Raw genomic sequence first — 24,680 nt, 5'->3', positions numbered from 1 at the left:
CATCCAGGATCTCCCGGTCCCGGCGTGGATGTTCTACTGGGGCGCCGCCGTCGTGCTCGTCGTCTCGTTCGTGCTCCTCGGCGTCCTGTGGCGCAACCCGCTGCTCGCCGCGCGCGAACGCGGTCGCGGTCTCGCGGCGTCGTTCTCCAGGCTCGTGCTCGGTCCCGTCCGGATCGTGCTCCAGGCGCTGACCGTCGCGCTTTTCGTGCTCGTGTGGGTCTCGGCCGTGTTCGGCGACACCGACCCGTTCCGCAACCTCGCGCCGACGTGGATCTACGTGATCTTCTGGCTCGGCCTTCCGGCGCTGACCGTCGTCTTCGGCTACGTCTGGCGCGCGCTCTCGCCCTGGCGCGCGATCGCGGATGCGTTCGTCTGGCTTCGCGAGCTCCGTGGCGCCGAGGTGCAGCCGCTCGCCGTGTACCCCGAGCGGCTCGGCCGGTGGCCCGCAGCAGTCGGTCTGTTCGCCTTCGCAGCGCTCGAGCTCGCCTACTCCGACCCGGCGAGCCCGCGCGCGCTCGCCTTCGCGACCGCCCTCTACACCTACGTCGCCCTCTTCGGGATGGCGTCGTTCGGCCGGGACACCTGGGAGGAGAACGGCGAGGCGTTCGCGGTGCTCTACCGGTTCCTCGCCCGCATCGCGCCGTTCCACGTCGTCGACGGACGGATCCGCGCGCGATGGCCGTTCACGGGGCTCGCCGGTGCGGAAGGGGCGCCTGGCTCGGTCGCGTTCATCGCCGTGATGCTCGGCACCGTCCTGTTCGACGGCTACAGCCGCACCACCACCTGGCAGGACCTTGCAGCTCGGGTGGAGGCGCCGTACGTCGTCGACCGACCCGGTGTCGGCGAGCTGCTGGTCACGCTCCTGAGCCTCGGCGGGCTCCTCGCGGGGGTGCTGCTCGTGGCGCTCGCGTACGAGGCGGCATGTGCGCTCGCGCGTTGGACGGTGAACGCGCCGCGCTCGTTGGTCGAGGACTTCCTGCGCTCCCTCGTCCCGATCGCGTTCGTCTACATGCTCGCCCACTACTTCACGCTCTTCGTCGTCCAGGGGCAGTTCGCGGTCCCGCTCCTCTCCGACCCGCTCGGGAAGGGCTGGAACCTGTTCGGGACGGCCCACGTCGTGCCTGACCTGACGGTCATCGCCCCGAACACGACGTGGTACGTCCAGGTCGGCGCGCTCGTCGGCGGTCACGTCGCCGGGCTCGCGGTCGCGCACGACCGGGCCGTGACGATCTTCCCGGAGCGGCGCGCCGCTCTGCGCTCGCAGTACGCGATGCTCGGGCTGATGGTGCTCTACACGGTCGGGGGCCTGTGGGTGCTCTCGCGAGGGTGATCGCGCACCACCCGACCGGGATGAGCCTCGTCGTCGAGGGGGTCATCCTCCTGGCGCTCGTGGTCTTCTTCGGCTGGATCTGGCTCAGGGAGCGGCGTCGCCGCCTCGACGGCTCGCGCCACGTCCCCGAGATGCGGGACTAGAGACTCAACGCCGGCTGACGAAGCCGGCGTAGAGGAGAACTGCGGCGATGGCCGTGAAGAACGACCCGCCGCCCTGGCCGAGCCCGGCCAAGGCGCTGCCTGCCGCGGCGACGGCGACGCCGCCGATGATCAGCGAGTTCCCGAGCGGACGGCGCCGCAGGCCCGTCAGCGCGACGCCGACCGCAGCAACCGTGCCGGCGATGTTCCCCACGAGCGCGAGGATCCGCGCGGGGACCAGCTCGAGGTGCGAGGCGGCGTCGGGAATCGAGCCGCCCGTCACCGCCGGGTCGATCGGCACGGCGAGCGCGACGCCGACCGCGAGCCCGGCGTAGAACACGACCACCGGCCCGGCCGCCCGGACCCCTGCCCGGAGCAGCGACCCCGCGCCGAGGAGCGCGGCCGTGAGCAGGCCGCCGAAGAGGTAGTACGCGCGGAACGCCCTGTCGTCCCACCCCGCCGCAGCGCCCCAGGCGAGCGCTGCCGACGCCGCCGCGAACGAGCCGAGCGACGCCGCCCATGCGAGCAGCTCGGGCGCGCGGCGCAGCCGGTGCTTGCGCACGAGCTCGGCCGCGAGGCGGAACGAGACGAGCGCCGCTGCGAACGGGACGAGGACGTCCATGGAGCGACAAATGTACGGTGCCGCACGTACGCTTCCCGCCCGTGATCGGTCGTCGCGCACTCCTCGCCGGCCTCGCTCTGGCGGTCGTCTCGACCTCCGTGGCGACCGGCGCCGTCGCGCCGAAGCGACCAGCGGATCACGCGAGCCAGGCCTGGAACGTCCTCCCTCCCGGTCAGGCCGGCGGCGTCGCGTTCACGAAGAACTCCACGGATCAGATCGCGCTCTACGAGGGGCTCACGCGCCTGCGCGACAACGTGACCGACGCCGACCTGCGCCGGTACTTCAAGCGCGAGACGCTGGGGATCGCGCCGGGCGAGAAGGCCGTGAGGATCGAGCGGCCGAAGGCCGGCGTGACGATCACGCGGGATCGCTGGGGCGTCCCCCACATCAAGGGCACGACGGCGGAGAACGTCGCCTTCGGCGCGGGCTGGGCGACCGCCGCCGACCGGCAGCTGATCATGGAGCTCCTCCGTGGCCCCGGGCGGATCGCGGCTCTGGACGCGCCGGGCGTGAACGCCTTCTCGCTGGCGCTGTCCGGCCGCTCTTTCCGTCCGAGCGTCGCGGCGGAGGCGCGCCTCGCGCAGCAGTTCGACCTGTTGCGCGGCCAGGGCGCGAGAGGCCGGCAGGCGATCAGGATCATCGATGCGTACGTCGCCGGCATCAATGCCGAGTACCGCAAGGCCGGCCTGCCGCTGGCGCCCTGGACGCGGAACGACGTGGTCGCCGTCGGCGGCCTGATCGGGGCCGTCTTCGGCGCAGGCGGCGGGGACGAGGTGCGCCGCTCGCAGTTCCTCGACCTGCTCCAGCGAAAGCTCGGCGCCGAGGCGGGACGGCGCGTCTGGGAGGACCTCCGCCAACGCGACGACCAGGAGGCGAACGTCGCGGTCCCGGGCCGTGTGGCCTACGGCTCACACTCCTCGACGGAGATCGGGAACATCGTCGTCGACTCGACCGGCGCTGTCACGCCCGCGGCACGGTCGGCGACGGCCACCACCCGCCTGCCGATGTCGAACGCGCTCCTCGTCGGGGCGAAGCGCTCCGCGACGGGCAAGCCGCTCTTCGTCGCCGGCCCACAGGTGGGGCAGTACTACCCGCAGATCATGCTCGAGCTCGACCTCGACGGCGGCGGCTACCGCGCCCGAGGGGCGGCGTTCCCCGGCATCTCGTTCGGGATCCTGCTCGGCCGCGGGATCGACTATGCCTGGAGCGCGACATCCGCCGGCTCGGATCTCGTCGACCAGTACGTCGAGACGCTCTGCGGCAGTGACACGATGTACGTCTACCGCGGCGAGTGTCGCGCTATGACGACGTTCGACGCCGGGACGATCGTCGGCCGGCCCGGCGAGCCCGACCGCCAGCTCGTGTATCCCGAGACGGTGCACGGCCCTGTGCAGGGCTATGCGACCGTCGGCGGCAAGCGCGTCGCGATCTCCGTGAAGCGCTCGACGCGCGGCCGCGAGCTCGGCTCGCTCGGCTTCTTCCTCGACCTGTCGATGAACCGCGTGCGGTCGGCAAAGGACTTCTTCCGCGCAGCGTCGACGATGGAGCTGACCTTCAACTGGGTCTATGCCGACTCGAGGAGCATCGCCCAGTTCACGAGCGGCCGGCTTCCGCTGCGACCGGCGACGGTCGACCCGGGGCTCCCGACGAAGGGAACCGGAGAGTACGAGTGGCAGGGCTTCGCACCGGCCTCTGCGCACGCCCAGACGATCAATCCCGCGAGCGGGGTGATCCTCAACTGGAACAACAAGCCCGCGCGCGGGTACGCGGGAGCCGACGACGAGTGGACGTGGGGACCGGTCCAGCGCGTCGACCTGCTCTGGGCGGAGATCCAGCGCCGACCGAAGCAGACCCTCGCAAGCGTGGTCGCGGCGATGAACGGCGCCGCGACCCAGGACCTCCGGCTGATGCGCGTGTGGCCGGTGCTGCGCGACGTCCTCGCGCGGGGCAGCGGCACCGCGCGAGCCGCCGGCGCGGCGGCTCAGCTCGACGCCTGGTACGCGGCCGGGGGCAGCCGGCTCGACGCGGACCTCGACGGGAAGATCGACGCGCCCGGCGCGGCCGTGCTCGACGCCTCCTGGAACAAGCTCGCGAACGCGGTCCTCGCCCCGGTGCTCGACGAGCAGGCGCGCACGGAGCTCGCGAAGCTCGTGCCCGGAGACCCACCGCTTTCGGCTGACGGGTCGAGCGCCTACAGCGGCTGGTGGTCGTACGTCCAGAAGGATCTCCGCTCGCTCCTCGGCCGCCCCGTCGCAGGCGCCTACCAGACGAGGTTCTGCGGAGCCGGTGACGTCGCCAAGTGCGCTGCCTCGCTGTGGGCGGTGCTCGACCAGGCGGCCGGCGAGCTGGCGGCGTCGCAGGGCACCGATCCGTCGACGTGGCGCGCCGACGCCACGGCGGAGCGGATCCGGTTTGCACCGGGCATCCTCACGCGGACGATGCGCGGCTCGAACAAACCGACGTTCCAGCAGGCGATCACGTTCGCAACGCACCGCTAGCCGAGGTGCAGCGGCGTCGCCGAAGCCACGCCGCGGTAGGCTCAGAGCGGTGGCGCGCCCGCAGAAGCTCTTGACGCCAGGCCCGACCTCGGTGCCGCCCGAGGTGCTGCGCGCGCTCGCCGAGCCGGTGCTCCACCACCGCTCGCCCGACTTCGCGGAGGTCTTCGCGCTCGCCCAGGAGCGGCTGCGGGAGGTGTTTCGCACGCAGAACGAGGTTCTCGTGCTGACCTCCTCGGGGACCGGGGCGTTCGAGTCGGCCGTCGTCAACCTGCTCTCGCCGGCGGAGCGCGTCCTCGCCGTCTCGCAGGGCGAGTTCGGGGAGCGCTGGCAGGCCCTCGGCCGGGCGTTCGGCTGCGACGTCGTCCCGCTCACGTACAGCTGGGGCGAGGCTCCGGCCCCGGGCGATCTGCGAGACGCCCTCGCCAAAAGCCGCGCGACGACGGTGTTCCTCGTGCACTCGGAGACGTCGACGGGCGTCGTCTGCGATCTCGAGCCGCTGCTCGCGGTCTGTCGGCAGGCGGGCGCTCTGTCCGTCGTCGACGCGGTGTCGAGCCTCGGCGCCGTGCCGCTCGAGACCGACGCGTGGGGTGCCGACGCAGTCGTGACGGGGTCGCAGAAGGCGCTGATGACACCGCCGGGCCTGGCCTTCGTCGCCGTCTCCGACCGCGCCTGGGAGCGCGCCGAGTCGGCGACGTTGCCGCGCTTCTACTGGGACTGGGCGCGTCAGCGACGCGCCCAGGCGAAGGGCTCGACTCCGTCGACGCCGGCGACGTCACTCGTCGTCGCGCTCGTCGAGGCGCTCGGCATCGTGCTCCGCGACGGTCTCGAGACGGCCTTCGCCCGCCACCGCGCGCTTGGTCGAGCCTGCCGCGCCGGGATCAAGGCGATCGGGCTCGAGCTCTACTCGCCCGACGACGACAGTGCCGCCGTGCTCACGGGGGCGCTGACTCCCGAAGGCATCGACGCCGTCGCCCTCCGGCTCGCCCTTCGCGACCGGCACGGGATCACGATCGCGGGCGGTCACGGCGACCTCGTCTCTCGCCTCTTCCGGATCGGTCACATCGGTCACGTGACGATCGACGATCTCGCCGAGGCGCTCACCGCGATCGAGGTCGAGCTGGCAGCCGCCGGCGCGGAGGTCGAAGCCGGCCGTGCGGCGCCGGCGGCGTTCGACGCGTTCGGCTCCGTCGCGCCCGCCTAGCTCGATGCGGGTCCTCGTCCGCGAGCCGATCGCCGACGCGGGTGTCGAGCTCCTCCGCAGCCGCTTCGCGGTGGACATCGACACCGACTCGCCGCTCGAGGAGATCATCGATCGGTACGACGCGATCGTGATCCGCTCAGCGACCCGGCTCGGCCGCGAGGAGATCGAGCGCGCGGCGAACCTGAAGGTGATCGGCCGGGCGGGCGTCGGTGTCGACAACGTCGACGTCGACGCGGCGACGCGGCGCGGGATCGTCGTCGCGAACGCGCCCGAGTCCACCATCGTCTCGGCCGCAGAGCAGACGATCGGCCTGCTCGTCGCGCTCGCGCGGAACATCCCGCAGGCGCATGCTGCTCTGAAGCAAGGGCGTTGGGAGCGCTCGCGCTGGAGTGGCATCGAGCTGGCGGGGAAGACGCTCGGCGTGATCGGCTTCGGCCGGATCGGCCAGCAGGTGTCCCGCCGGGCGATCGGCCTCGCGATGAACGTCGTCGCATACGACCCGTTCGTCGGACGCGAGCGGTTCCGCGAGCTGGGCGTGGAGCAAGCGGAGACGCTCGAGGAGCTCCTCGGCGCCGCCGACGTCGTCACCCTCCATTCGCCGCTCACCGACGAGACGCGCCGGCTGATCGACCGCGACGCGATCGCGCTGATGCGGGACGGCGCGCGGCTCGTCAACGCCGCGCGCGGCGCGCTCGTCGACGAGGAGGCGCTCGTCGAGGCGATCCGCTCGGGGAAGCTCGCCGGCGCGGCGCTCGACGTCTTCTCGTCGGAGCCCTATTCGGGCCCGCTGCTCGAGCTCGACCAGGTCGTGTCGACACCGCACCTTGCCGCGTCGACCGACGAGGCGCAGGACCGGGCCGGCGTGATCGTCGCCGAGCAGGTCGTCGCGGCGCTCGACGGCGGCATCGTCACGAACGCCGTCAACATCCCCGTCGTCGACCAGGCCGACCTCGAGGTGCTCGGCCCGTTCATCCCGCTCGCTTCGCAGCTCGGTCGGATCGCCGTCGAGCTGGCCGGCGGGCCGCCGAGGCGGATCACGGTGGCGGCGCACGGCCCGCTGAGCGAGTACGACACGCGTCTGCTCACGGCCGCAGTGCTGAACGGTGTCTTCCAGGACCGCGTCGACCAGGTGGTCAACGTCGTCAACGCGACCGTGATCGCGTCCGAGCGGGGGATCGACGTCGTCGAGGAGCGCGACCGAACGTCGCGTGACTACACGAACACGGTAGAGGTCCGGCTCCTCTCGGACGGCGAGGAGATCACCGTCTCCGGGACGACGATCGGGCCCGAGCCGCGGCTCTTTCTCGGTGGGGCACTCGGCTTCGGGATCGACATGGAGATCACGCCGCACATGGTCTTCGTCCGCTACGCCGACCAGCCGGGCGTGATCGGGCGCGTCGGCTCGATGTTCGGCGACGGCGGGATCAACATCGCGAACATGGCCGTCTCGCGGACGAAGGAGGGCGGCGAGGCGTTGATGGTGTTCTCGATCGACACGGCGGCGACGAGCGAGCTCGTCGACCAGCTGCACGACATGGGCTTCGACGACGTCCGCTTCGTCGACCTCGGATGAGTGGAGTGCGCTGAGCGTGGAGTGGCCGGGACCCGTCGAACGTGTCGCGGCGTTTCTCCGCGATACCGGCTCCGAGGCGCGGCTCGAGGAGCTGCCCGCCGGGACGCCGACCGCGGCGGCCGCTGCCGACGCCGTCGGGTGCACGCTCGGGCAGATCGTCAAGTCGCTCGTGCTCGTCTGCGACGGGTCGCCGGTCGTGGTCCTCGTGCCGGGCGATCGCAAGGCCGACACCGGCAAGGTGGCGCGCCTCGTCGACGCGCGCCGTGTGACCGTGGCGCGGGCTCACGAGGTCGTCGAGGCGACCGGATTCGAGCCGGGCGGCGTGGCGCCCTTCCCCCTCGAGCGCGTCGCCGTCGTGCTCGTCGAGCGGACGCTGCTCCGCCACGGCACGGTTTGGGCCGGCGCCGGCTCCGCCCGCCACGTCGTCGCGATCGCGCCCGCGGAGCTCGTCCGGCTGACGCGGGGCCGCGTCGAGGACGTTGTGCTGGAATCCCGGTAACACCGCTTTCGTCAAAGCCCGCGATCGGAGGACGTGATGGAGGAGACCGCGAAGATCTGGATGAACGGCGAGCTCGTCGACTGGGCGGACGCGACCGTTCACGTCGGAGTCCACGGTCTCCACTACGGCACCGGCGTCTTCGAGGGGATCCGGGCATACGAGACGCCGAAGGGCCCGGCGGTGTTCCGCCTCGCGGAGCACATGCAGCGCCTCCACGACAGCGCGAAGCTCCTCTACATGGAGCTCCCGTACACGGTCGAGGAGCTCCGCAGCGCGACCCACGAGCTCGTCCGCGCGAACGGGCTTCCCGCGGCGTACATCCGGCCGATCGCCTTCTTCGGCTATGGCTCGCTCGGCGTCCATACCCGCGGGAACCCCGTGGAGACCGTGATCATGAGCTGGCCGTGGGGCGCGTACCTCGGCGAGGACGCGCTCGCGAAGGGGATCACCGCGAAGATCTCGTCCTGGAAGCGCGTCGGGCCGAACGTGATCCCGCACGTCTCGAAAGCGACGGGGATCTATCTCAACTCGATGCTCGCGACGACCGAGGCCCAGCGCGCCGGCTACGACGAGGGGATCCTGCTCACCGACAACGGCTTCGTCGCGGACGGGCCGGGGGAGAACATCTTCGTGGTCAAGAACGGGCGCATCCTGACGCCGCCCCTCTCGACGTCGATCCTCCCGGGCATCACGCGCGACGCGATCGTCCAGATCGCCCAGGATCTCGGCTACGTCGTCGAGGAGGCGGACCTGATCCGCGCCGATCTCATGCTCGCCGACGAGGTGTTCATGACCGGCACCGCGGCCGAGGTGACGCCGGTGCGCGCGGTCGACGACGTGGAGATCGGGGTCGGCGACGTCACTCTGGAGATCCAGAAGACCTACCTCGACGTCGTCAACGGCCGCTCCGAGCAGTGGAGCCACTGGCTCGACGTCGTCGAGACGGTGGCGGCGCCGGCGTAGGCAGCTCGAGCTTCGCCGCTACGTCATCCGCGCGGACAGCAACGTCGCGACCACGCGGTCCTGATCCTCGTCCGTGAGCGACGACCCGCTCGGGAGGCAGAGCCCCCGCTCGAAGAGGCGGCCCGAGACGTCTCCGCCGAACGAGACGTTCGACGCGAAGACCGGCTGCAGGTGCATCGGCTTCCAGAGCGGCCGCGCCTCGATGTCCTCGGCTTCGAGCACGAGCCGCACGGTTTCGCGGTCGGCCCCGAATGCTTCCGGGTCGACGACGATGCACGTCAGCCACGCGTTCGTCGTCCCGTAGGGCGCCTCGGGCATGAACGAGATCCCCGGCACGCCGTCGAGCAGGTCGCGGTACCGCTCACGGATCCGCCTCCGCGCCGCGACTCGCTCGCCGAGTGTCTCGAGCTGCGCCCGTCCGAGCGCGGCCAGGAGGTTGCTCATTCGGTAGTTGAACCCGATCTCCACGTGCTCGTAGTGCGGGACCGGCTCGCGCGCCTGGGTCGAGAGCTTGCGCGCGTGCTCGATCCACTCGCGGCTCCGCGAGACGAGCATCCCGCCGCCGCTCGTCGTGATGATCTTGTTCCCGTTGAAGGAGAACGCCGCGAGCGCACCCTGGCCTCCGGCCGGCGCGCCGCGGTAGGTCGCGCCGAGCGACTCGGTCGAGTCCTGGATCAGCACCACGTCGTGGCGCGCGCTCACTTCCTCCAGCGCGTCGTAGTCGCAGCACTGGCCGTAGAGGTCGACGGCGATCACCGCGCGGACCGACGCGCCTGCCCCGCGGCGCTCGGCGAGAGCGCGGTCGAGCAGACCGGGGTCGATCGTCCACGTCTCGTCGCAGTCGACGAAGACGGGCGTCGCGCCCGTGTAGACGATCGGGTTGGCGCTGGCGGCGAACGTGAAGTCGGAACACGCGACCTCGTCGCCCGGACCGATCCCCAGGAGGACGAGCGCCAGGTGGAGCGCCGCGGTTCCGCTCGAGAGCGCGACAGCGTGCTCGACGCCCACGACGTCGCCGAGCTCCGCCTCGAACGCGTCGACCTGCGGCCCGAGCGGCGCGATCCAGTTCGACGCGATCGCCTCGGAGACGAGCTCGGCCTCCCGACCGGTGAGGTGGGGAGGGGAGAGGTAGACCCGTGTCATCGCGCCCGAGCCTAGCCGGGCGGCGATACTACGGCCGTGTCCTCGCACGGCATGATCTTTCTCGGCTTCGGCAAGTACGTCCGGGCCGACCGGATCTACGCGCTCGAGCCGATCACGGGCGCCGAGCGTGGGAGCGGCAGACGGACGCTCGTCTGGGTGGAGGGGATCCCGGAGCCGGTCGTCGCCTCCCGGACGCAGGAGACGATCCTCGCCGAGATCGAGGACGCCGCCGAGCCTGCTGCGCGAAGCCGCCGTGGCCGGCGCACGGCGCTCCGGCAGCACCCGCAGCTGTTCGAGCAGGCGGAGTGACGTTCGCGGAGCTCGTCGCGGGCAGCGTCCACGACGCCGCGCCGTCGCTGATCGGCTGGACGCTGCTCCTCGACGGCGTGGGCGGGCGGATCGTGGAGGTGGAGGCGTACGAGGAGAGCGACCCCGCGAGTCACTCCTTCGGCGGGCCGAGGGGGCGCAACGTCGTGATGTTCGGCCCGCCGGGCCATCTCTACGTCTACCGCTCGTACGGGATCCACTGGTGCGCGAACATCGTCTGCGGGCCGGCCGGTCACGGCTCCGCGGTGTTGCTGCGCGCGCTCGAGCCGACGCACGGGCTCGACACCATGCGCGCGCGACGTGGGACGACGCAGGACAGGCTGCTGTGCGCGGGGCCGGGGCGCCTGACCCAGGCGCTCGGGATCACGAACGCCGACAACGGGGCGGATCTCCGCGACGCGCCGTTCGAGCTCCTCCCGCCGGACCATCCTGCGACGGTCGCCCGCACGACCCGCATCGGGATCACGAAGGCCACGGAGAAGGAGTGGCGCTACCTGGATGCGGAGTCGGCGGCGGTGTCACGGAGGGCTGTCTCGAGGGCCTAGATCATCCAGGCAGGGGCGCCGTCAGGCGCCACTGCCCCGGCCGACGAGCAGCGTGAGCGGCAGCCCGGGACGCACCGCGATCCCGGCGTCGAGGCTCTGCTTCAGCACCGTCCCCTCGGGCCCGTCGCCGTACTGGATCTTGAGCCGGAGCTTCAGCTTGCGGCTCTGCTCGCGCGCGGCCGGGAGGCTCGAGCCGATCAGGTTGGGGACGAGGCCGTTCTGGGCAGCGGAGACCCAGAGACGCACCCGGCCGTTGGCCGAGAGGAACCCGCCGCGCGGGGTCTGCTTCACCACCTCGCCCGGCCGCGTGCGCGGCTTGGCCGGGACGTAGATCACGTCGGGGCTCAACGGGACCGACTCGAGCGCCACGCGCGCGGACTCGACCGAACGGCCGACCAGCACAGGGACGGAGACCTCGTTCGCGTAACAGGTCGCCGTCGAGGTGGGGAGCCGTCCCGCGTAGTACGACATGACGCGCGTCGCGGGGCAGAACCCGTTGTCGAGCCGCCACTGACCGCCGCGGTACACCACTCTGACGTCGTACTGGGGAAGATACGGCGGCGACTTGAAGGACGTCGCGGGCCTGTCGGCCAGCGCTCGGGTCATGAAGCCCTTCCAGATCAAGGCGGGCAGCGTGCCGCCGGCGACCGGCTCTCCGTGGAACTCGGTCTCCATCGGTCGGAGCTCGTTCGGGTAGCCGACCCACACCGCGGTCACGAGATCGGGCGTGTAGCCGACGAACCAGGCGTCGGCGTAGTCGTCGTTCGTGCCCGTCTTGCCCGCCGCAGCCTGACCAACGAGCTGCGCCCGCTTGCCGGTGCCCTGCTCGACGACCTTCTCGAGGATCGCGGTCATCGTCTCCGCCTCGGCCGGTGAGAGGACGGGCCGGTCGACGACCTTGTTCTCCGTCACCTTGCCGGTCTTCCGGAAGCGGACGGCGTTCACGACACGGGGGCGGTCGCCCATCATCGAGCCGTCGACGCGCTTGCCGTCGTTCGCGATCGTCGCGTAGGCACGCGCCATGTCGAGTGGGTTGACGGCGACGAAGCCGAGCCCGATGGAGAAGTACGCGGGGAGCTTCGTGCGGATGCCGAGCCGGTGCGCTGTCTGCACGATCGCCTTCGGCCCGACGATGTTCGTGAGCTGCGCGTAGACCGAGTTGTCGGAATGGACCATCGCCGTCGTCAGGTCGACGCTCCCGAGGTAGCTGCCCTCGTAGTTCTTGACCGGCCACACCCGGTCGCCGGCGTCGATCTCGATCGGCTTCGACGTGATGTGGGTCCCGGGCGCGATGCCCCGGTGCAGCGCGCTCGCGAGCACGATCGGCTTGAACGACGATCCGGGTTGGCGCTCGGCCTGGGTCGCGAGGTTGAACTGGCTGCGCCGGAAGTTCGTGCCGCCGAACATTGCCTTCACGGCGCCCGTCCGCGGATCGATCGCGACGAGCGCCGCCGCCGGCCCGCTCGGGTCCTTGAGGACCTTCTGGATCGCGTCCCGGGCCTTCTCCTGCAGATCGAGGTCGATCGTCGTCGTCACCTCGAGCCCGCCGCCGAACACGCGCTCCCCGCCGTAGCGCGCGACGAGCTGGTCGGTGACGTAGTTGACGAAGTACGGCGCCGGCCCCCGGGTGCCCGGCAGGCGGACGTCCTCCGGCTTTGGCAGTGGCGTCGCGTTCGCCTTCTCGAGCTCGGCGGTCGTGATCCGCCCCTGGTCGTAGAGCTGCTGGAGCACGTAGGCACGCCGCTGCCGCGCGGCGGCGGGGTGCTGCACCGGGTCGTACAGCGACGGGCTGGCCGGTATCCCTGCGAGGAGGGCGGCCTCCGGGAGCGTCAGCTCCGCGGCGCTCTTGCCGCCGAAGTACGTCCGCGACGCCTGCAGGATGCCGTAGGCGCCGTTGCCGAAGTAGATCGTGTTGAGGTAGGCGGTGAGGATCCGGTCCTTCGACCACCGCTGCGTGAGCTGCCAGGCGAGCGCGGCTTCGCGCACCTTGCGCGCAATCGTCTTGTCGTTGCGGCTGTAGGCGTTCTTCACGTACTGCTGCGTGATGGTCGAGCCGCCCTCGACGACCGCCTTGTTGCGGATGTCCTCCCAGGCGGCACGGAGGATGCCGCGGACGTCGACGCCGTTGTGCTCGAAGAACCGCTTGTCCTCGGTGGCGACGATCGCCTGCTTCATGATCGGCGCGATCTCGTCGGACCTCACGAGCACGCGGCTCTCGTCGCCGCGCAGGATCGCGAGCACGCGTCGCTGGCCGGACTTGTTCGGCGCCGAGTAGACGACCGTGTCGACGTCGCCCCTCGGGTTCGAGGGGTCGAGGGCGCCGAGCTCGCTGCGGATCGCCGTCACGAGGCCGTAGCTGAACGCCACGGCCGACAGCGCGAAGAGCACGAGCACGAGCGCCAAGAGCCGCGGCTTCCGGATCCGGCCGCGCTTCGGCGCCGCCTCCGTACGTCGTCGAAGCCGCACTGCGCGCAGCATTGTAGCCCCGGACGGGCCCGTTCAGGCCGCTTCAGCCGGTGGCGAGGACGTCGAGCAGCTCGTCGCCGTACCGCTCGATCTTCGTCGGCCCGAGCCCCTTGACGGCCGCGAGCTCCGCCGCCGATCCGGGCCGCCGCGCGGCGAGCTCGCTGAGCGTCGTGTCGTGCAACACGACGTAGGCCGGGACGCCGTCCTCGCGAGCGCGCCGCGTGCGCCATGCCTTGAGCTCGGCGACGAGCGGGGCCGCTTCGCCGTTGGTCGCCGTCGGCACCCGGAGCGAGGGTAGCGTCGTGCTCGAGCCGACGCGGAGCACGCGGAAGCCGTCGCTCTCGACCTCGACGAGCGCGCCTGCGACCTCGAGCGCCCGAACCCAGCGCGTGACCTCGGCCTCCGAGGCGGCCGAGAGCGAGCCGTACGCCGGCGAGCGGCGCGCAGACGGCGGCGCCTTCACCGAGCCGCGGAGCATCGCGACGAGGCTTCGCCGTCCGAGGGGCCAGGCGAGGCCGCGGACGGCTTCGACGATCGCGGTTGCGGGGTCGTCCGGGAGCGGTGCCGCGCGAGCCGGCTCCGCGGCCGGCGCAGTGCGCGGTGCGCACACGTCGCAGGCGCCGCAGAGCCCGTCGAGCGTCTCGCCGAAGTGCTCCGCCACCTGGAGGTGGCGACAGCGCTCGACGTCGGCGAAGTCGACGATGCGCTCGACTCGCGCAGCCGACTCGCGCGCATAGCGGTGGAGGAGCGCATCGACCTCTTCGCCCGCGCCCGCGGACAGCGGCAGCAGCTCGACGCGCATCGCGCGCCCTGCGTCGTAGCCGCGGCGGAGGATCCCGGCCTGCTCGAGCATCCCGACGACGACGCGGGGGTCGTGGGCGCCGCCGAGGACTCCGTCGAGCGCCTCGGGACGGATGGTCCCGCCCGCATCGCGCAGCGCGCGGTACAGGGTCCGGAGCAGCTCCGGCGTGGGCACGCCGCCGCGGGCGAACCGCCGCAGCGCCGTCGCATCGGCGTCGCCGGCGAAAAGTACGGTGTCGCTCGGGCGGCCGTCGCGACCGGCACGTCCGACCATCTGCACGTAGCTCTCGAGCGAGTCGGGGAGGTTCACGAGCGCGACGAGTCGCACGTTCGCCTTGTCGATGCCCATGCCGAAGGCCGTCGTCGCGACGACGACCGGCGTGCGGCCGGCCACGAAGTCCTCCTGCACACGCGTCCGCTCCGCTGCGTCGAGACCGGCGTGGTAGTGCTCGGCGCGGATCCCGTGACCGCTGAGCGTCCGTGCGATCTCCTCGCACGAGCGCCGCGAGCGCGCGTAGACGATCGCGACCCCGTCCGTGACGCCGCGGAGCCGTCTGAGCAGGCCGCGCAGGCGTTCCTCCGCATTCTCGGCCCGCTCGACGTCGTAGCGCAGGTTGGGGCGGTGGACACTCGTCCGCACGAGCTGGAAGCGCCGCCCGAGGGACTCGGCGATCGACTCGGCGTTCGCGGGCGTCGCGGTGGCCGTCATCCCGAGTACGGAGGGCTCGCCGAGCTCCTCGAGCGCCCGACGGATGAAGAGGTAGTCGGGTCGGAAGTCGTGGCCCCACATCGAGACGCAGTGCACCTCGTCGATCACGACGAGGCCGACGCCGATCGAGCGGAGCGTCCGCACGAACGACTCCTGGCGCAGCCGCTCCGGCGCCGCGTAGAGGATCCGCGTCTCGCCCGCGGCCACGGATGCGAGTCGCCCGGCCGCCTCGTCCGCGTCCAGCGACGAGTTGACGAACGTCGCGGTCGCACCGATCTCGGGCGGAAGCTTGTCGACCTGGTCCTTCATCAGCGCGATGAGCGGCGACAGGACGAGCGTCGGCGAGGGCCGCAGCATCGCCGCCAGCTGGTACGTGAGCGACTTGCCGGCGCCGGTCGGCATCACCGCGAGCGTGTCGATGCCCTCGAGCGCGGCGCGAACCACCGCCTCCTGTCCCGGGCGGAAGTCGTCGAAGCCGAAGAGCTCCCGGAGCGCGGGGCGCAGGTCGGTCACACGAACGAGTGTACGGTTGGGGTCGGAGCGCCTCAGTGCCGGGTTCGTGCCCGAAGCGTCACGAGAGCGTGACGGGCGACGATGCGATCACCGGCTCGCCGGTCGGCGCCGAGGCACCGCCCTCGTCCTCGATCGTCACCGCTACGACCGAGCCGTCGCGCACCCGGCCGTCGACGGGGACGGCAACAGTGCCGCTGCGCGGCGAGAAGAGGCCGCCCGACACCGGACGGCCACCGTCGATCACCCACACCTGATACGTCTTGCCCGCGGGTGCATCCGGCACGTTCGACGCGACCAGCACCGCGTCGCCGTTCTCGCCGACGACGAGTCGTCCGGACGCGCCGGTCAGAGACGCCTCGGACGAGGGGTGTGCCAGCACGGCTGCGGCGGCACGCTCTCGCGCGAGAGCGGAGCGAGCCTCGTCGCGCTCGGACGAGACCGACGCGCCCCAGATCCCGAGCGCGACCGCGGCGCAGGCGGCGACCGCCGCCACGACCGCCAGCGCCGGCGCGAGGCGCGAGTGGCGCCGTTCGTCGAGCGAGACGACGTTCTGCGGCTCCGCACGCGCGGCGTCGAGGATCCGATCGCGGAGAGCCGGTCGCGGCGCCGGCCCCACCGCGGCCGTCGCCATGGTGGCCGCAACCTCGGTGAGCGAGCGCAGCTCCTCACGGGCCTCCTCGGACGTCGCGAGAACCTCCTTCGCACGCGCGCGCTCGTCCTCGTCGAGAGCGTCCAGGGCGTAGGCGGCGATCAGCTCGTGAGTCTCGGCGTCCACGATCCCTCTGATCCGGCTTCGTCCAGGACCTCGCGCAGCCGCGCGAGGCCGGCGAACATCCTGCTCTTGATCGTACCCAGGGGCACGCCGAGCCTCTCGGCGACCTCCGTCTGCGAATAGCCCCCGTAGTAGGCGAGCTCGAGCGCCTCGCGCTGCGCGTCCGGCAGCGACCGCAGCGCCGCGTGGATGCGGTCGCGCTCGAAGCCGAGCCACGCCGCGTCCTCGGCGGAGCCAGCAGGATCGGGAGCGTCGGGGCGCTCCGCGACGTCCAGCGGCTCTGCGCGCCGGCGCTCCTCGCGTCGGACGATGTCCACGGCCCGGCGGTGGACGAGCGTGACGATCCAGGTGCTCGCTTTCGCCCGTTCGGGACGGAACGCGGCGGCGGCGCGCCACACCGCGAGGAACCCCTCCTGCACCGCGTCCTCGGCGAGCCGCTCGTCACGCAGGATCCGGTAGGCGATCCCGTAGGCGACGCGCCCGACCCGGTCGTAGAGCGCGCCGAGCGCGGTCTCGTCGCCCCGCGCAACGAGCGCGACCAGCGCCTCGTCGGAGAGGTGGGTGTGCCTCGGCAAGGCCAGGCCATCTTGGCGCATTCCGGCAGCCGTACGGGTCGCGTGCGAGAGCACGTCCCTTGTTCGCAGCGGGGAGCGCGACCGGTTCGGTCGCGGCCGAACCGGCCCGAGCGCCGAGGCGAACAACGCCCGATGACACCCTCACAGGAAGGAGCCTGACGATGCGAAAGGGCATCGCGATCGCGGCACTCGCTGCCGCGATCACCACCGCCGCGGTGGGCGCGGCCGTCGCGCTCGGGCCGGGCGACGGGAGCGCATCCAGCCACCGCGAGGCGCCGCTGATCGCCGACGACCCGTCGGCCGACCTGACGGACGTCTACGCGTTCCGCAGCCCGGACAAGCCGAGCACGGTGACGATCCTCGCCAACGTGATCCCGGGAGAGGATCCCGCGGCCGGGCCGAACTGGTACACGTTCTCGCCCGGCGCCCGCTACAACCTGAAGCTCGACACGACCGGCGACGTGAAGCCGGACGTGATCTACCGGTTCGAGTTCCAGCGCAAGACCGGCCCGTTCTTCCTCGGCGACACCGCGCAGCCGTACACGGTGACGCGGATCGCGAAGGGGAAGTCGACGGTCGTCGTGCGGGGAACGACGCCGCCGAACAACATCGGCAAGCGCTCGACCCCGGACTACCGGAGCCTCGTCACGAAGTCGATCGCCTCGTTCGACGGCGGCGCCTCGAAGGCGTTCGCGGGTCAGCGGGACGATCCGTTCTTCGGTGACGTCGGCGCGATCTTCGACCTCGTCGCGATCCGCAAGGGGACGGGGAACATGGGCGGCGGCAAGGACTTCTTCGCCGGCTACGGCGTGCACACGTTCGCCGTCCAGGTCCCGATCGCGGGCCTCGCGGCGAAGAACGGGACGATCGGCGTGTGGGCCTCCGTCGACCGGCGGAAGGTCACGACCCGCGGCCCAGTGACGCGCGACGCCGGCGCCTGGGTGCAGGTCGACCGGCTCGGGAATCCCCTCGTCAACGAGGTGATCATCCCGACGGGGATGAAGGACCGCTGGAACGCCTTGCAGCCGTGGAACGAGTCGCAGTTCCGCACGTACTACACGGAGCCGATCCTCGCGGCCGTGATCAACAAGCTGTACAAGCTCGGGGCACCGGAAAAGGGCCGCGACGACCTCGTCGCAGTCCTCCTCACGGGTGTGCCGAAGCTCAACTACACGGGGCCGAAGCTCGCCGACGTCCTCCGGCTCAACCTCGGCATCCCCGTCACCGCCAAGCCGAACCGGCTCGGCGTGCTCGGCGGGGACACCCAGGGGTGGCCGAACGGCCGCCGCCTCGGCGACGACGTGATCGACATCGCCGAGCAGGCGGTCGGCGGCTTCCTGAAGGACGTGAAGCTGCCGCTCGGCGACGGCGTCAACGCCGACGACGCGGACGCGTCCGACGCGTTCCCCTACGTCGCCGACCCGAAGTCCGGGTTCGACAACACGAAGGGTCTTCAGAAGCCCTGATGAGCGTCACCGGCCGGAGTGTCCTCGGGGCGCTCCGGCCGGGACCGAACCGGGGCACGACGCCGGGCGAAGCAGAGGCATGACGAGGCGCACGACCGCTCTGATCACCGCCACGATGCTCGTCGGCGCGCTCTCCCTCGGCGCGCTCTTCGGCGGCGCGCTCGGCGAGCTTCGCCCGTCCGCCGCCGCGTTCCCTGCGTCGTCGCGTCTCGAGGCCGACCCGCTGCTCTCGGGGCTCGGAACCGCTCGCAGCACGACAGCGATCATCGCGGCGCTCGAGCGGGATCTCGCATCGCGGCCCCCGGACGCCGACCGCCTGGGAACGCTCGGACTCGCCTACCAGGTGCGCTGGCGCGAGACGGGGGATCCGACGTTCCTCCCGCTCTCCGGGCGCGCGCTTCGGCAAGCGCTCGAGGAGAAGCCGGACAACGCGACGGCGATACTCGGGCTCGGGAACCTCGCGCTGATCCGGCACCGCTTCCGGGAGGCGCTCGGCCTCGGTCGCGACGCGCGGCGGCTGGCGCCGTTCGCGGCGAGGCCTTACGGGGTCGTCGGCGACGCTCTGCTCGAGCTCGGCCGCTACCGGGAGGCGTTCGCGACGTTCGACCGCATGGCGGCGATGAAGCCGTCCGTCGCCTCCTATGCGCGGGTCGCGTACGCGCGTGAGCTGCGAGGCGACCGGTCGGGTGCCGTCGTCGCGATGCAGCTCGCGCTCGACGCGGCGGGCGGAGTCCCCGAGCCGACGGCCTGGGCGCACGTGGAGCTCGCCAAGCTCGCGCTCGGCGACGGGCGCCTCGGCGACGCGGCGCGACACGTGGCTGCGGCGCTCGCCGTCTCGCCGGGCTACGTCCAGGCGCTCGAGCAGCGAGCGCGGATCGAGGCCGCCCGCGGCCGGCTCGGCCCGGCCGTCGCGACCGCCCGACGCGCTGCGACCGCGGTGCCGCTTCCCCAGCTCGTCGGCCTCCTCGGCGATCTCCTCGAGCGCGAGGGCCGCTCCCGGGCCGCTGCGAGGCAACGCGCGACCGTGGCTGCGGTCGACCGGCTGCTGGCCGCGAACGGCCTCCGCGTCGACCTCGAGTCGGCCGTGTACCGCGCCGACCACGGGATTCGGCCGGCCGAGACCGTGCGACTCGCCCGCGCCGCGCGGGCCGACCGGCCCTCGATCTACGGGGACGACGCGCTCGGCTGGGCACTTTCGCGCGCCGGCCGCTGCTCCGAGGGAGAGCGGTGGCTCGACCGCGCGCTCCGCCTCGGGACGAAGGACGCGCTCCTCTTCTTCCACCGTGGCTACGCCGCGGGCTGCGCGGGAGATCGCAACGAGATGCTGCGCTGGTACCGCAAGGCGCTCGCGCAGAGTCCGGCCTTCTCGGTGCGGTGGGCACCGGTCGCGCGGAAGGCCGTGTCGTGAGGCGCCGCCTCGCGGTCGCCGCCATTCTCGTCCTCGCGCCGGCGGCTCTGGCGCTGCCAGGCGGTGCCGGCGCGCACCCGCTCGGCAACTTCACCGTGAACCACTACGCGGGCATCGAGCTGGCGGGGAACCGGGCCTATGTCCATCTCGTGCTCGACCTCGCCGAGATCCCGACCTTCCAGACGGGCGACCGCGTGCGCGCGCCCGGCTACGCCGCCGCGTTCGCACGGGAGCTCGAGCTGCGACTCGACGGCGCCCGGGTCGCCCTGCGCCCCGTCTCGCACGGGATCAGCACGCGGAAGGGCGCGGCCGGCCTGCCGACGCTGCGCTTCGAGGCCGTGTACGCGGCACCGCTCGCCGGCTCGCGGCTCGAGTTCTCCGACCGGAGCTATGCGAGCCGGATCGGCTGGCGGGAGATCACGCTCGTCGCGCGGGACGGCGCCCGCATCGCCAACGCCTCCGTGCCCGCCGTGAGCCGCTCCGACGAGCTCCGCGCCTATCCGCGCGAGCTGCTCCGCTCGCCGCTCGACGTCCGTACCGCGACATCCGGCTTCGTGCCCGGCGACGCTCCAGGCACACCGCCGCCGCTCGGCCGCGTCTCGGCGCCGCCCCATAGCGGCGGCGGGTTCGAGACACTGATCGAGGACGGCGACCTCTCTCCCGGCGTCGTCCTCGTCTCGCTTCTCGTCGCGGCCTTCTGGGGAGCGGCACACGCGCTGACGCCCGGCCACGGCAAGGCGCTCGTCGCCGGGTACCTCGTCGGCGCCCGAGGCCGGCCGCGGCACGCATTCCTCCTCGGCGGCACGGTGACGGTCACGCACACCGCGGGAGTGTTCGGCCTCGGCCTCGTGACGCTCCTCCTCTCGCGGTTCGTGGTTCCCGAGCAGCTCTATCCGTGGCTGACGCTCGTCTCGGGCGTGCTCGTCGTGGTCGTCGGCCTCGGAGTGCTCCGCGGGCGCCTCGCGCAGCGCCGCCGCCACGCGCAAGCTCACGGGCACGACCACCACCGCGATTCACATCCCCACGGGCACGAGCACGCGCACGACCTCGGCCCGCGAAGCCTGGTTGGCGTCGGAGTCGCCGCGGGCCTGCTTCCGTGCCCGTCCGCGCTCGTCGTCCTTCTGAGCGCGATTGCGCTCCATCGGCTCGCGTTCGGGCTCATCCTGATCGTGGCGTTCAGCGTCGGTCTCGCGGTGACGATCACGGGAATCGGGCTCGTGGCCGTCCTTGCGCGACGCGTCTTCGCGCGTGCTCGGTTCGACGGGCCGCTCGTGCGGGCGCTTCCTGCGGTGTCCGCGGCCGTGATCGTCGTCGCCGGCGTCGCGATCACAGCGCGGGCGCTTCCGCGCGTGTTCTGACCGAACCGCACACCGTCGGGTTGCGAATCAGGCATGTTCACGACGAGAGGAGTGCGGTGATGTTCGGGCTCGACGACTGGATCGCAGGACTGTCGCAGGGAGGCTCTTTCGCCGTCGTCGTGCTGGTCGCTGCGCTGCTGGGGCTTCGGCATGCGACCGACCCGGACCACATCGCCGCGGTCTCGACGCTCGTCGCCTCCGGCCGCGAGCGCGCGACCGGCGCGGCGGCGCGTCTCGGCGCATGGTGGGGCGCGGGACATGCGCTGACGCTGCTCGTGTTCGGCGTTCCGATTCTCCTGGCCGACCGTTTCCTTCCCGACGCGCTGCAACGTGGGGCCGAGACGGGTGTCGCGGCGCTGATCGTCTTCCTCGCGGTGCGCCTGCTCGTGCGCTGGCACCACGGGGCCTTCGCACTGGGCGATGCGGCGGGCGACAGTCACCGGCATCCCGTCCGCTCGCCGCTCGGCGCGTTCGGGATCGGCCTCGTCCACGGAATGGGCGGCAGCGCGGGTGTCGGCGTGCTGCTTCTCGCCGCGATTCCCTCGCAGGAGCTCGCGCTCGTCGCGCTCGTCGTGCTCGCCGTGTTCACTGCCGTCTCGATGACGATCGTGACCACCGGGTTCGGCGCAGTGCTCTCCGTGCGCCCTGTTGCCGGCTCGCTCGCCGCGGCCGCGCCGGTGCTCGGCACGACGAGCCTCGCCTTCGGCCTCTGGTACGCAGCGGCGGCGTGGAGCCTGGCACCGTACCCGGTCTGACGCGAGCTTCGTAGACGGCCGCCGAACGAGGGGGGATACTCGCTCGATGGAGGCCGGTGGGATCGCGCGCGAGCGAGACCTCCGTGTGTTGTCGGCCGCGATCGGGCTCTCGGCGCTCGGCGACGGCGTGGCGCTCGTGGCGCTCGCCCTCCAGGCGAAGAACCTCGCCGGGGAGGGAATGGGCGGCGGGCTCGCGATCTCCGCGATGTTCATCTGCCTCTGGGCGCCCGTCGTCCTGCTCTCCGGCCACGTCGGGCTGCTCGTCGACCGGGTCGAGACACGGAAGCTGCTCGTGGTCGTATCGCTCGGCCAGGCGGCAGTCGCCGTCGCGCTCGCGCTCGTCGGGTCCCTGGTGCCGCTGCTCGCGCTCGCCGCCGTCCTCGGTGCGGGGATCGCCGTGGCGCAGGCCGCCGAGTTCGCGCTCGTCCCCGTCGTTGCCGGCGACCGCGCGCTGCAACGCGCCAACGGGCTCGTCGAGACGGCACGCTCGCTCGGCTTCACCCTCGGCCCGGTCTGCGGCAGCCTGCTCGTCGCAGCGGGCGGCACGTCGCTTGCGATGACCGTCGACGCTGCCTCGTTCGTCGTCGTCGCGGCCGCCGGCGTGTCGCTTGCGGTGAGACGGCAGCCGGAGCCGCACCTGCCGGGCGAGCGGCGTCGCGCGCGCGACGGGCTGGCGTTTCTGCTGAGTGACCGGCTCGTCGCGCTGATGGTGGTCGTGGTGTTCGTCTCGCTGCTCTTCATGTCCGCGTCCATCCCCGCCGACCTCGTCTACGTCGAGGACGTGCTCGGGATCCAGGACATCGGGATCGGCGTCGTGCTCAGCGCGTGGACGCTCGGGATGCTCGTGGGGGCGAACGTCGTCGCGCGCCGAGTGGCGCTCGCCGGGCTGGCGGCCGCGGCGTTCGCCGGCGTGATCGTCCAGGGTCTCGGGAAGTTCCTCGCGCCGTTCTGGCTCGTATTCGGGTTCATGATCGCCTGCTACTTCGTCGGGGGCATCGGTCACGGCGTCAAGAACGTCGCCTCGCGGACCCTGATCCATGCGCGCATCCCGTCCGAGCGCCACGGGCGCGCGTTCGCCGCCTGGAACGGCGTGCGCAACGCGGCGGAGCTCGGCGCCCTTGCCGTCGGCGGGGCCGTGGTCGGTGCGATCGGTGCACGACCGACGCTCTGGCTGGCCGGGGGTCTGTCGGCGATCGCCGGCCTCGGCGGACTGGCGGTGCTCGCCGCCGGGCGCGGCCGCGTGCCGCGCCCGGAGCCCGAGGCGGGCATGGGTACGATCGGCTCCCCGTGACGACCGATGCCGCGCTCTCCGACCTCGCCCGCAACGCGGTGCACCTCCTGCCCGAGGACGGCCTCTCGGAGAAGCTGAAGCTCGGCCGGCCGCTGCGCGTCAAGCTCGGCATCGACGTCACCGCGCCGCAGGTGACGATCGGCAACGGAGTCCCGCTGCAGCGGATGCGGGCGTTTCAGGATGCCGGGCACCTCGGCGTGCTCATCGTCGGCGACTACACGACCCGGATCGGCGACCCGTCGGGTCGGTCGGCCGAGCGACCGATGATCGACCCGGACGAGATCGACCGCATGGCCAAGACGTTCTTCGACGCGGCCAGCCGCGTCATCGACCCCGAGCGCACCGAGATCCGTTTCAACAGCGAGTGGCTCGGCGAGCTCGACTTCGCCGCGCTGCTGCGGTTGACCCGCACGACGACGGTCGCGCAGCTCCTCGAGCGGGACGACTTCTCGAACCGCTTTGCGGCACACGAGCCGATCTCCGTGTCGGAGCTTCTCTACCCGCTCATGCAGGCGTACGACTCGGTCGCGATCGAGGCGGACGTCGAGCTCGGTGGCACGGATCAGCTCTACAACCTCTTGACCGGCCGGGAAGTGATGTCGGCCTACGGCCTCGAGCCCCAGGTCGTTCTCACGGTGCCGCTCCTGCTCTCCTGGGACGGGACGAAGATGAGCGGCTCGAAGGGCAACTACATCGGCCTCACAGAGGCGCCCGAGGAGCAGTTCGGGAAGACGATGCGCATCCCTGACGAGCTGCTCCCGGACTGGTGGGCACTCGTCGCCGATGGGCCGATGCCGGACGTCGAGCCGATGGAGGCGAAGCTCGAGCTTGCGCGGTTCGTCGTCCGACGCTCGCACGGGGAGGAGGCGGTCCGAGACGCCGAGGCCCACTTCACGCGCGTCGTTCGTGAAGGCGGAGCCCCCGAGGAGATACGGGAGCATGCGCTTCCGGAGGGGGCCACGGTGCATCTTCCCGCTCTGCTCGCGGCCGCCTTCGGCGTCTCGACGAGCGACGCGCGGCGGATGATCGCGCAGGGCGGCGTCCGGATCGACGGCGAGCCGGTCGACGATCTCGACCTACCCCGAGAGCGCCTCGAGGACACCGTCCTGCAGGCGGGCAAGAGGCGCTTCGCACGGCTTGTTTCCTCGGCTTGACAGCCTTTTTCCCTCTGCTACACTCCGTCGGCCGCCCGTGAGGGAGGCAAGGAAAGCCCTGCGACTCCAGGAGCGCCTTCGCTCGATTCGGATACGACCGTTGTTGTAGCCCGTCGAATGGAGGCCTCTGGCGCGAGCCGAGGCCTTTTCGTTGCCAGCCCTCTTCGGCATCGGTCCTTGAAAACTCAACAGCGTGCGTGTGCGACGAGAAGCGATGTCGCTCGACTCCGTCCGGTCCGCCGGAAGGAGGAGACGACGTCGTCATCCCGTCATGATCGTCCTGCCTTCTCGGCAGGACGAGAACTGACGCCTTTGAGCTGGGCGCTCCGCTTCGCGGATCGCCTAGTTGTTGAGCTCGAAGGGAGACAACAAGTTCGCCTGGCTCTGCCCATGCCGATCCGCTTCGCGGCTCGCGTGACATCCAGGCAGCCTGTTTCTTCACGGAGAGTTTGATCCTGGCTCAGGACGAACGCTGGCGGCGCGCCTAACACATGCAAGTCGAGCGAGAACCAGGGCTTCGGCCCTGGGGACAGCGGCGAACGGGTGAGTAACACGTGGATAACCTGCCCTC

21 protein-coding genes and 1 rRNA gene are annotated in these 24,680 nt (G+C 71.8%); 16 read left to right on the top strand and 6 right to left on the bottom strand.

Annotation, left to right across the window (positions count from 1 at the left end; genetic code table 11):
- The first annotated feature begins 28 nt into the window (after positions 1-28).
- Complete coding sequence (locus VNM44_RS07685; RefSeq protein WP_325624547.1) at positions 29-1,330, top strand: hypothetical protein; 1,302 nt, start codon at positions 29-31, stop codon at positions 1,328-1,330.
- Positions 1,327-1,473, top strand: coding sequence for a hypothetical protein (locus VNM44_RS07680; protein ID WP_325624541.1), 147 nt, complete (start codon positions 1,327-1,329; stop codon positions 1,471-1,473). Before VNM44_RS07685 ends, VNM44_RS07680 begins: the two co-directional genes overlap by 4 nt.
- A 4-nt stretch (positions 1,474-1,477) precedes the next feature.
- On the opposite strand, the gene VNM44_RS07675 is transcribed toward VNM44_RS07680, so the two are convergent.
- Complete coding sequence (locus VNM44_RS07675) at positions 1,478-2,092, bottom strand: hypothetical protein (protein WP_325624537.1); 615 nt, start codon at positions 2,090-2,092, stop codon at positions 1,478-1,480.
- Positions 2,093-2,133: 41 nt separating this feature from the next.
- Here VNM44_RS07675 and VNM44_RS07670 point away from each other — a divergent pair, with 41 nt between their 5' ends.
- The 5 genes from VNM44_RS07670 to VNM44_RS07650 are packed head-to-tail and all read left to right on the top strand — an operon-like array spanning position 2,134 to position 8,826.
- Positions 2,134-4,590: a penicillin acylase family protein gene (locus tag VNM44_RS07670; RefSeq protein WP_325624535.1), complete on the top strand. Its 2,457-nt coding sequence runs from the start codon at positions 2,134-2,136 to the stop codon at positions 4,588-4,590.
- 49 nt (positions 4,591-4,639) lie between these two features.
- Complete coding sequence (locus tag VNM44_RS07665) at positions 4,640-5,791, top strand: alanine--glyoxylate aminotransferase family protein (protein ID WP_325624530.1); 1,152 nt, start codon at positions 4,640-4,642, stop codon at positions 5,789-5,791.
- 4 nt (positions 5,792-5,795) lie between these two features.
- Complete coding sequence (serA, locus tag VNM44_RS07660; protein ID WP_325624528.1) at positions 5,796-7,364, top strand: phosphoglycerate dehydrogenase; 1,569 nt, start codon at positions 5,796-5,798, stop codon at positions 7,362-7,364.
- Between the two features lie 16 nt (positions 7,365-7,380).
- Positions 7,381-7,863 carry a YbaK/EbsC family protein gene (locus tag VNM44_RS07655; protein WP_325624525.1) on the top strand — a complete coding sequence of 161 codons (483 nt, stop codon included), beginning with the start codon at positions 7,381-7,383 and terminating at the stop codon, positions 7,861-7,863.
- Between the two features lie 36 nt (positions 7,864-7,899).
- Entirely contained in the window at positions 7,900-8,826 is a 927-nt protein-coding gene (locus VNM44_RS07650; protein ID WP_325624523.1) for a branched-chain amino acid transaminase, read from the top strand.
- 18 nt (positions 8,827-8,844) lie between these two features.
- On the opposite strand, the gene VNM44_RS07645 is transcribed toward VNM44_RS07650, so the two are convergent.
- Positions 8,845-9,969: a DegT/DnrJ/EryC1/StrS family aminotransferase gene (locus tag VNM44_RS07645; protein ID WP_325624521.1), complete on the bottom strand. Its 1,125-nt coding sequence runs from the start codon at positions 9,967-9,969 to the stop codon at positions 8,845-8,847.
- A gap of 36 nt (positions 9,970-10,005) precedes the next feature.
- On the opposite strand from VNM44_RS07645, the gene VNM44_RS07640 reads away from it, so the two are divergent.
- On the top strand, positions 10,006-10,278 hold the full coding sequence (locus VNM44_RS07640) for a hypothetical protein (protein ID WP_325624517.1): 273 nt from the start codon (positions 10,006-10,008) through the stop codon (positions 10,276-10,278).
- Entirely contained in the window at positions 10,275-10,841 is a 567-nt protein-coding gene (locus VNM44_RS07635; RefSeq protein ID WP_325624514.1) for a DNA-3-methyladenine glycosylase, read from the top strand. Before VNM44_RS07640 ends, VNM44_RS07635 begins: the two co-directional genes overlap by 4 nt.
- A 21-nt stretch (positions 10,842-10,862) precedes the next feature.
- On the opposite strand, the gene VNM44_RS07630 is transcribed toward VNM44_RS07635, so the two are convergent.
- Genes VNM44_RS07630 through VNM44_RS07615 form a run of 4 tightly spaced genes read right to left on the bottom strand, consistent with a single transcriptional unit; the run spans position 10,863 to position 16,677 of the window.
- On the bottom strand, positions 10,863-13,307 hold the full coding sequence (locus VNM44_RS07630; protein WP_325624512.1) for a PBP1A family penicillin-binding protein: 2,445 nt from the start codon (positions 13,305-13,307) through the stop codon (positions 10,863-10,865).
- Positions 13,308-13,350: 43 nt separating this feature from the next.
- The gene (locus VNM44_RS07625; protein WP_325624510.1) at positions 13,351-15,330 is read right to left on the bottom strand and encodes an ATP-dependent DNA helicase RecQ; all 1,980 of its coding nucleotides are present in this window, start codon (positions 15,328-15,330) and stop codon (positions 13,351-13,353) included.
- A gap of 58 nt (positions 15,331-15,388) precedes the next feature.
- The gene (locus tag VNM44_RS07620) at positions 15,389-16,105 is read right to left on the bottom strand and encodes an anti-sigma factor (RefSeq protein WP_325624508.1); all 717 of its coding nucleotides are present in this window, start codon (positions 16,103-16,105) and stop codon (positions 15,389-15,391) included.
- Entirely contained in the window at positions 16,081-16,677 is a 597-nt protein-coding gene (locus VNM44_RS07615; RefSeq protein WP_325624506.1) for a sigma-70 family RNA polymerase sigma factor, read from the bottom strand. The genes VNM44_RS07620 and VNM44_RS07615 overlap by 25 nt, the downstream gene beginning before the upstream one ends.
- A 161-nt stretch (positions 16,678-16,838) precedes the next feature.
- Here VNM44_RS07615 and VNM44_RS07610 point away from each other — a divergent pair, with 161 nt between their 5' ends.
- The 7 genes from VNM44_RS07610 to VNM44_RS07580 all read left to right on the top strand — a co-directional run.
- Positions 16,839-18,143 carry a DUF4331 domain-containing protein gene (locus tag VNM44_RS07610; protein ID WP_325624504.1) on the top strand — a complete coding sequence of 435 codons (1,305 nt, stop codon included), beginning with the start codon at positions 16,839-16,841 and terminating at the stop codon, positions 18,141-18,143.
- Between the two features lie 79 nt (positions 18,144-18,222).
- A complete protein-coding gene (locus VNM44_RS07605; RefSeq protein ID WP_325624501.1) occupies positions 18,223-19,551 on the top strand; it encodes a tetratricopeptide repeat protein in 1,329 nt (442 codons plus the stop codon).
- Positions 19,548-20,909 (top strand): sulfite exporter TauE/SafE family protein, encoded by a 1,362-nt coding sequence (locus tag VNM44_RS07600; protein WP_325624499.1) that lies wholly within the window; start codon positions 19,548-19,550, stop codon positions 20,907-20,909. Before VNM44_RS07605 ends, VNM44_RS07600 begins: the two co-directional genes overlap by 4 nt.
- A gap of 59 nt (positions 20,910-20,968) precedes the next feature.
- Positions 20,969-21,664, top strand: a complete 696-nt coding sequence (locus VNM44_RS07595) for a hypothetical protein (protein ID WP_325624494.1) — start codon at positions 20,969-20,971, stop codon at positions 21,662-21,664.
- Between the two features lie 46 nt (positions 21,665-21,710).
- Positions 21,711-22,955, top strand: a complete 1,245-nt coding sequence (locus tag VNM44_RS07590) for an MFS transporter (protein ID WP_325624490.1) — start codon at positions 21,711-21,713, stop codon at positions 22,953-22,955.
- The gene (gene tyrS, locus VNM44_RS07585) at positions 22,952-24,109 is read left to right on the top strand and encodes a tyrosine--tRNA ligase (RefSeq protein WP_325624487.1); all 1,158 of its coding nucleotides are present in this window, start codon (positions 22,952-22,954) and stop codon (positions 24,107-24,109) included. Before VNM44_RS07590 ends, tyrS begins: the two co-directional genes overlap by 4 nt.
- Positions 24,110-24,546: 437 nt before the next feature.
- Positions 24,547-24,680: ribosomal RNA gene (locus tag VNM44_RS07580) — 16S ribosomal RNA — on the top strand; the annotation flags it as partial.

It is taken from the genome of Gaiella sp. (assembly GCF_035558935.1).
In the GTDB taxonomy this organism is placed as follows: Bacteria; Actinomycetota; Thermoleophilia; order Gaiellales; family Gaiellaceae; genus Gaiella.
Note: the sequence above shows the minus strand (reverse complement) of the source record. Positions and strands in the feature narration are given on the sequence as shown.

Coding starts and splice junctions, on each gene's coding strand:
- VNM44_RS07685 (WP_325624547.1), top strand. CDS start 29: ATGTTCTACTGGGGCGCCGCCGTCGTGCTCGTCGTCTCGTTCGTGCTC.
- VNM44_RS07645 (WP_325624521.1), bottom strand. CDS start 9,969: ATGACACGGGTCTACCTCTCCCCTCCCCACCTCACCGGTCGGGAGGCC.
- VNM44_RS07595 (WP_325624494.1), top strand. CDS start 20,969: ATGTTCGGGCTCGACGACTGGATCGCAGGACTGTCGCAGGGAGGCTCT.
- VNM44_RS07650 (WP_325624523.1), top strand. CDS start 7,900: ATGGAGGAGACCGCGAAGATCTGGATGAACGGCGAGCTCGTCGACTGG.
- serA (WP_325624528.1), top strand. CDS start 5,796: ATGCGGGTCCTCGTCCGCGAGCCGATCGCCGACGCGGGTGTCGAGCTC.
- VNM44_RS07590 (WP_325624490.1), top strand. CDS start 21,711: ATGGAGGCCGGTGGGATCGCGCGCGAGCGAGACCTCCGTGTGTTGTCG.
- VNM44_RS07605 (WP_325624501.1), top strand. CDS start 18,223: ATGACGAGGCGCACGACCGCTCTGATCACCGCCACGATGCTCGTCGGC.
- VNM44_RS07675 (WP_325624537.1), bottom strand. CDS start 2,092: ATGGACGTCCTCGTCCCGTTCGCAGCGGCGCTCGTCTCGTTCCGCCTC.
- VNM44_RS07610 (WP_325624504.1), top strand. CDS start 16,839: ATGCGAAAGGGCATCGCGATCGCGGCACTCGCTGCCGCGATCACCACC.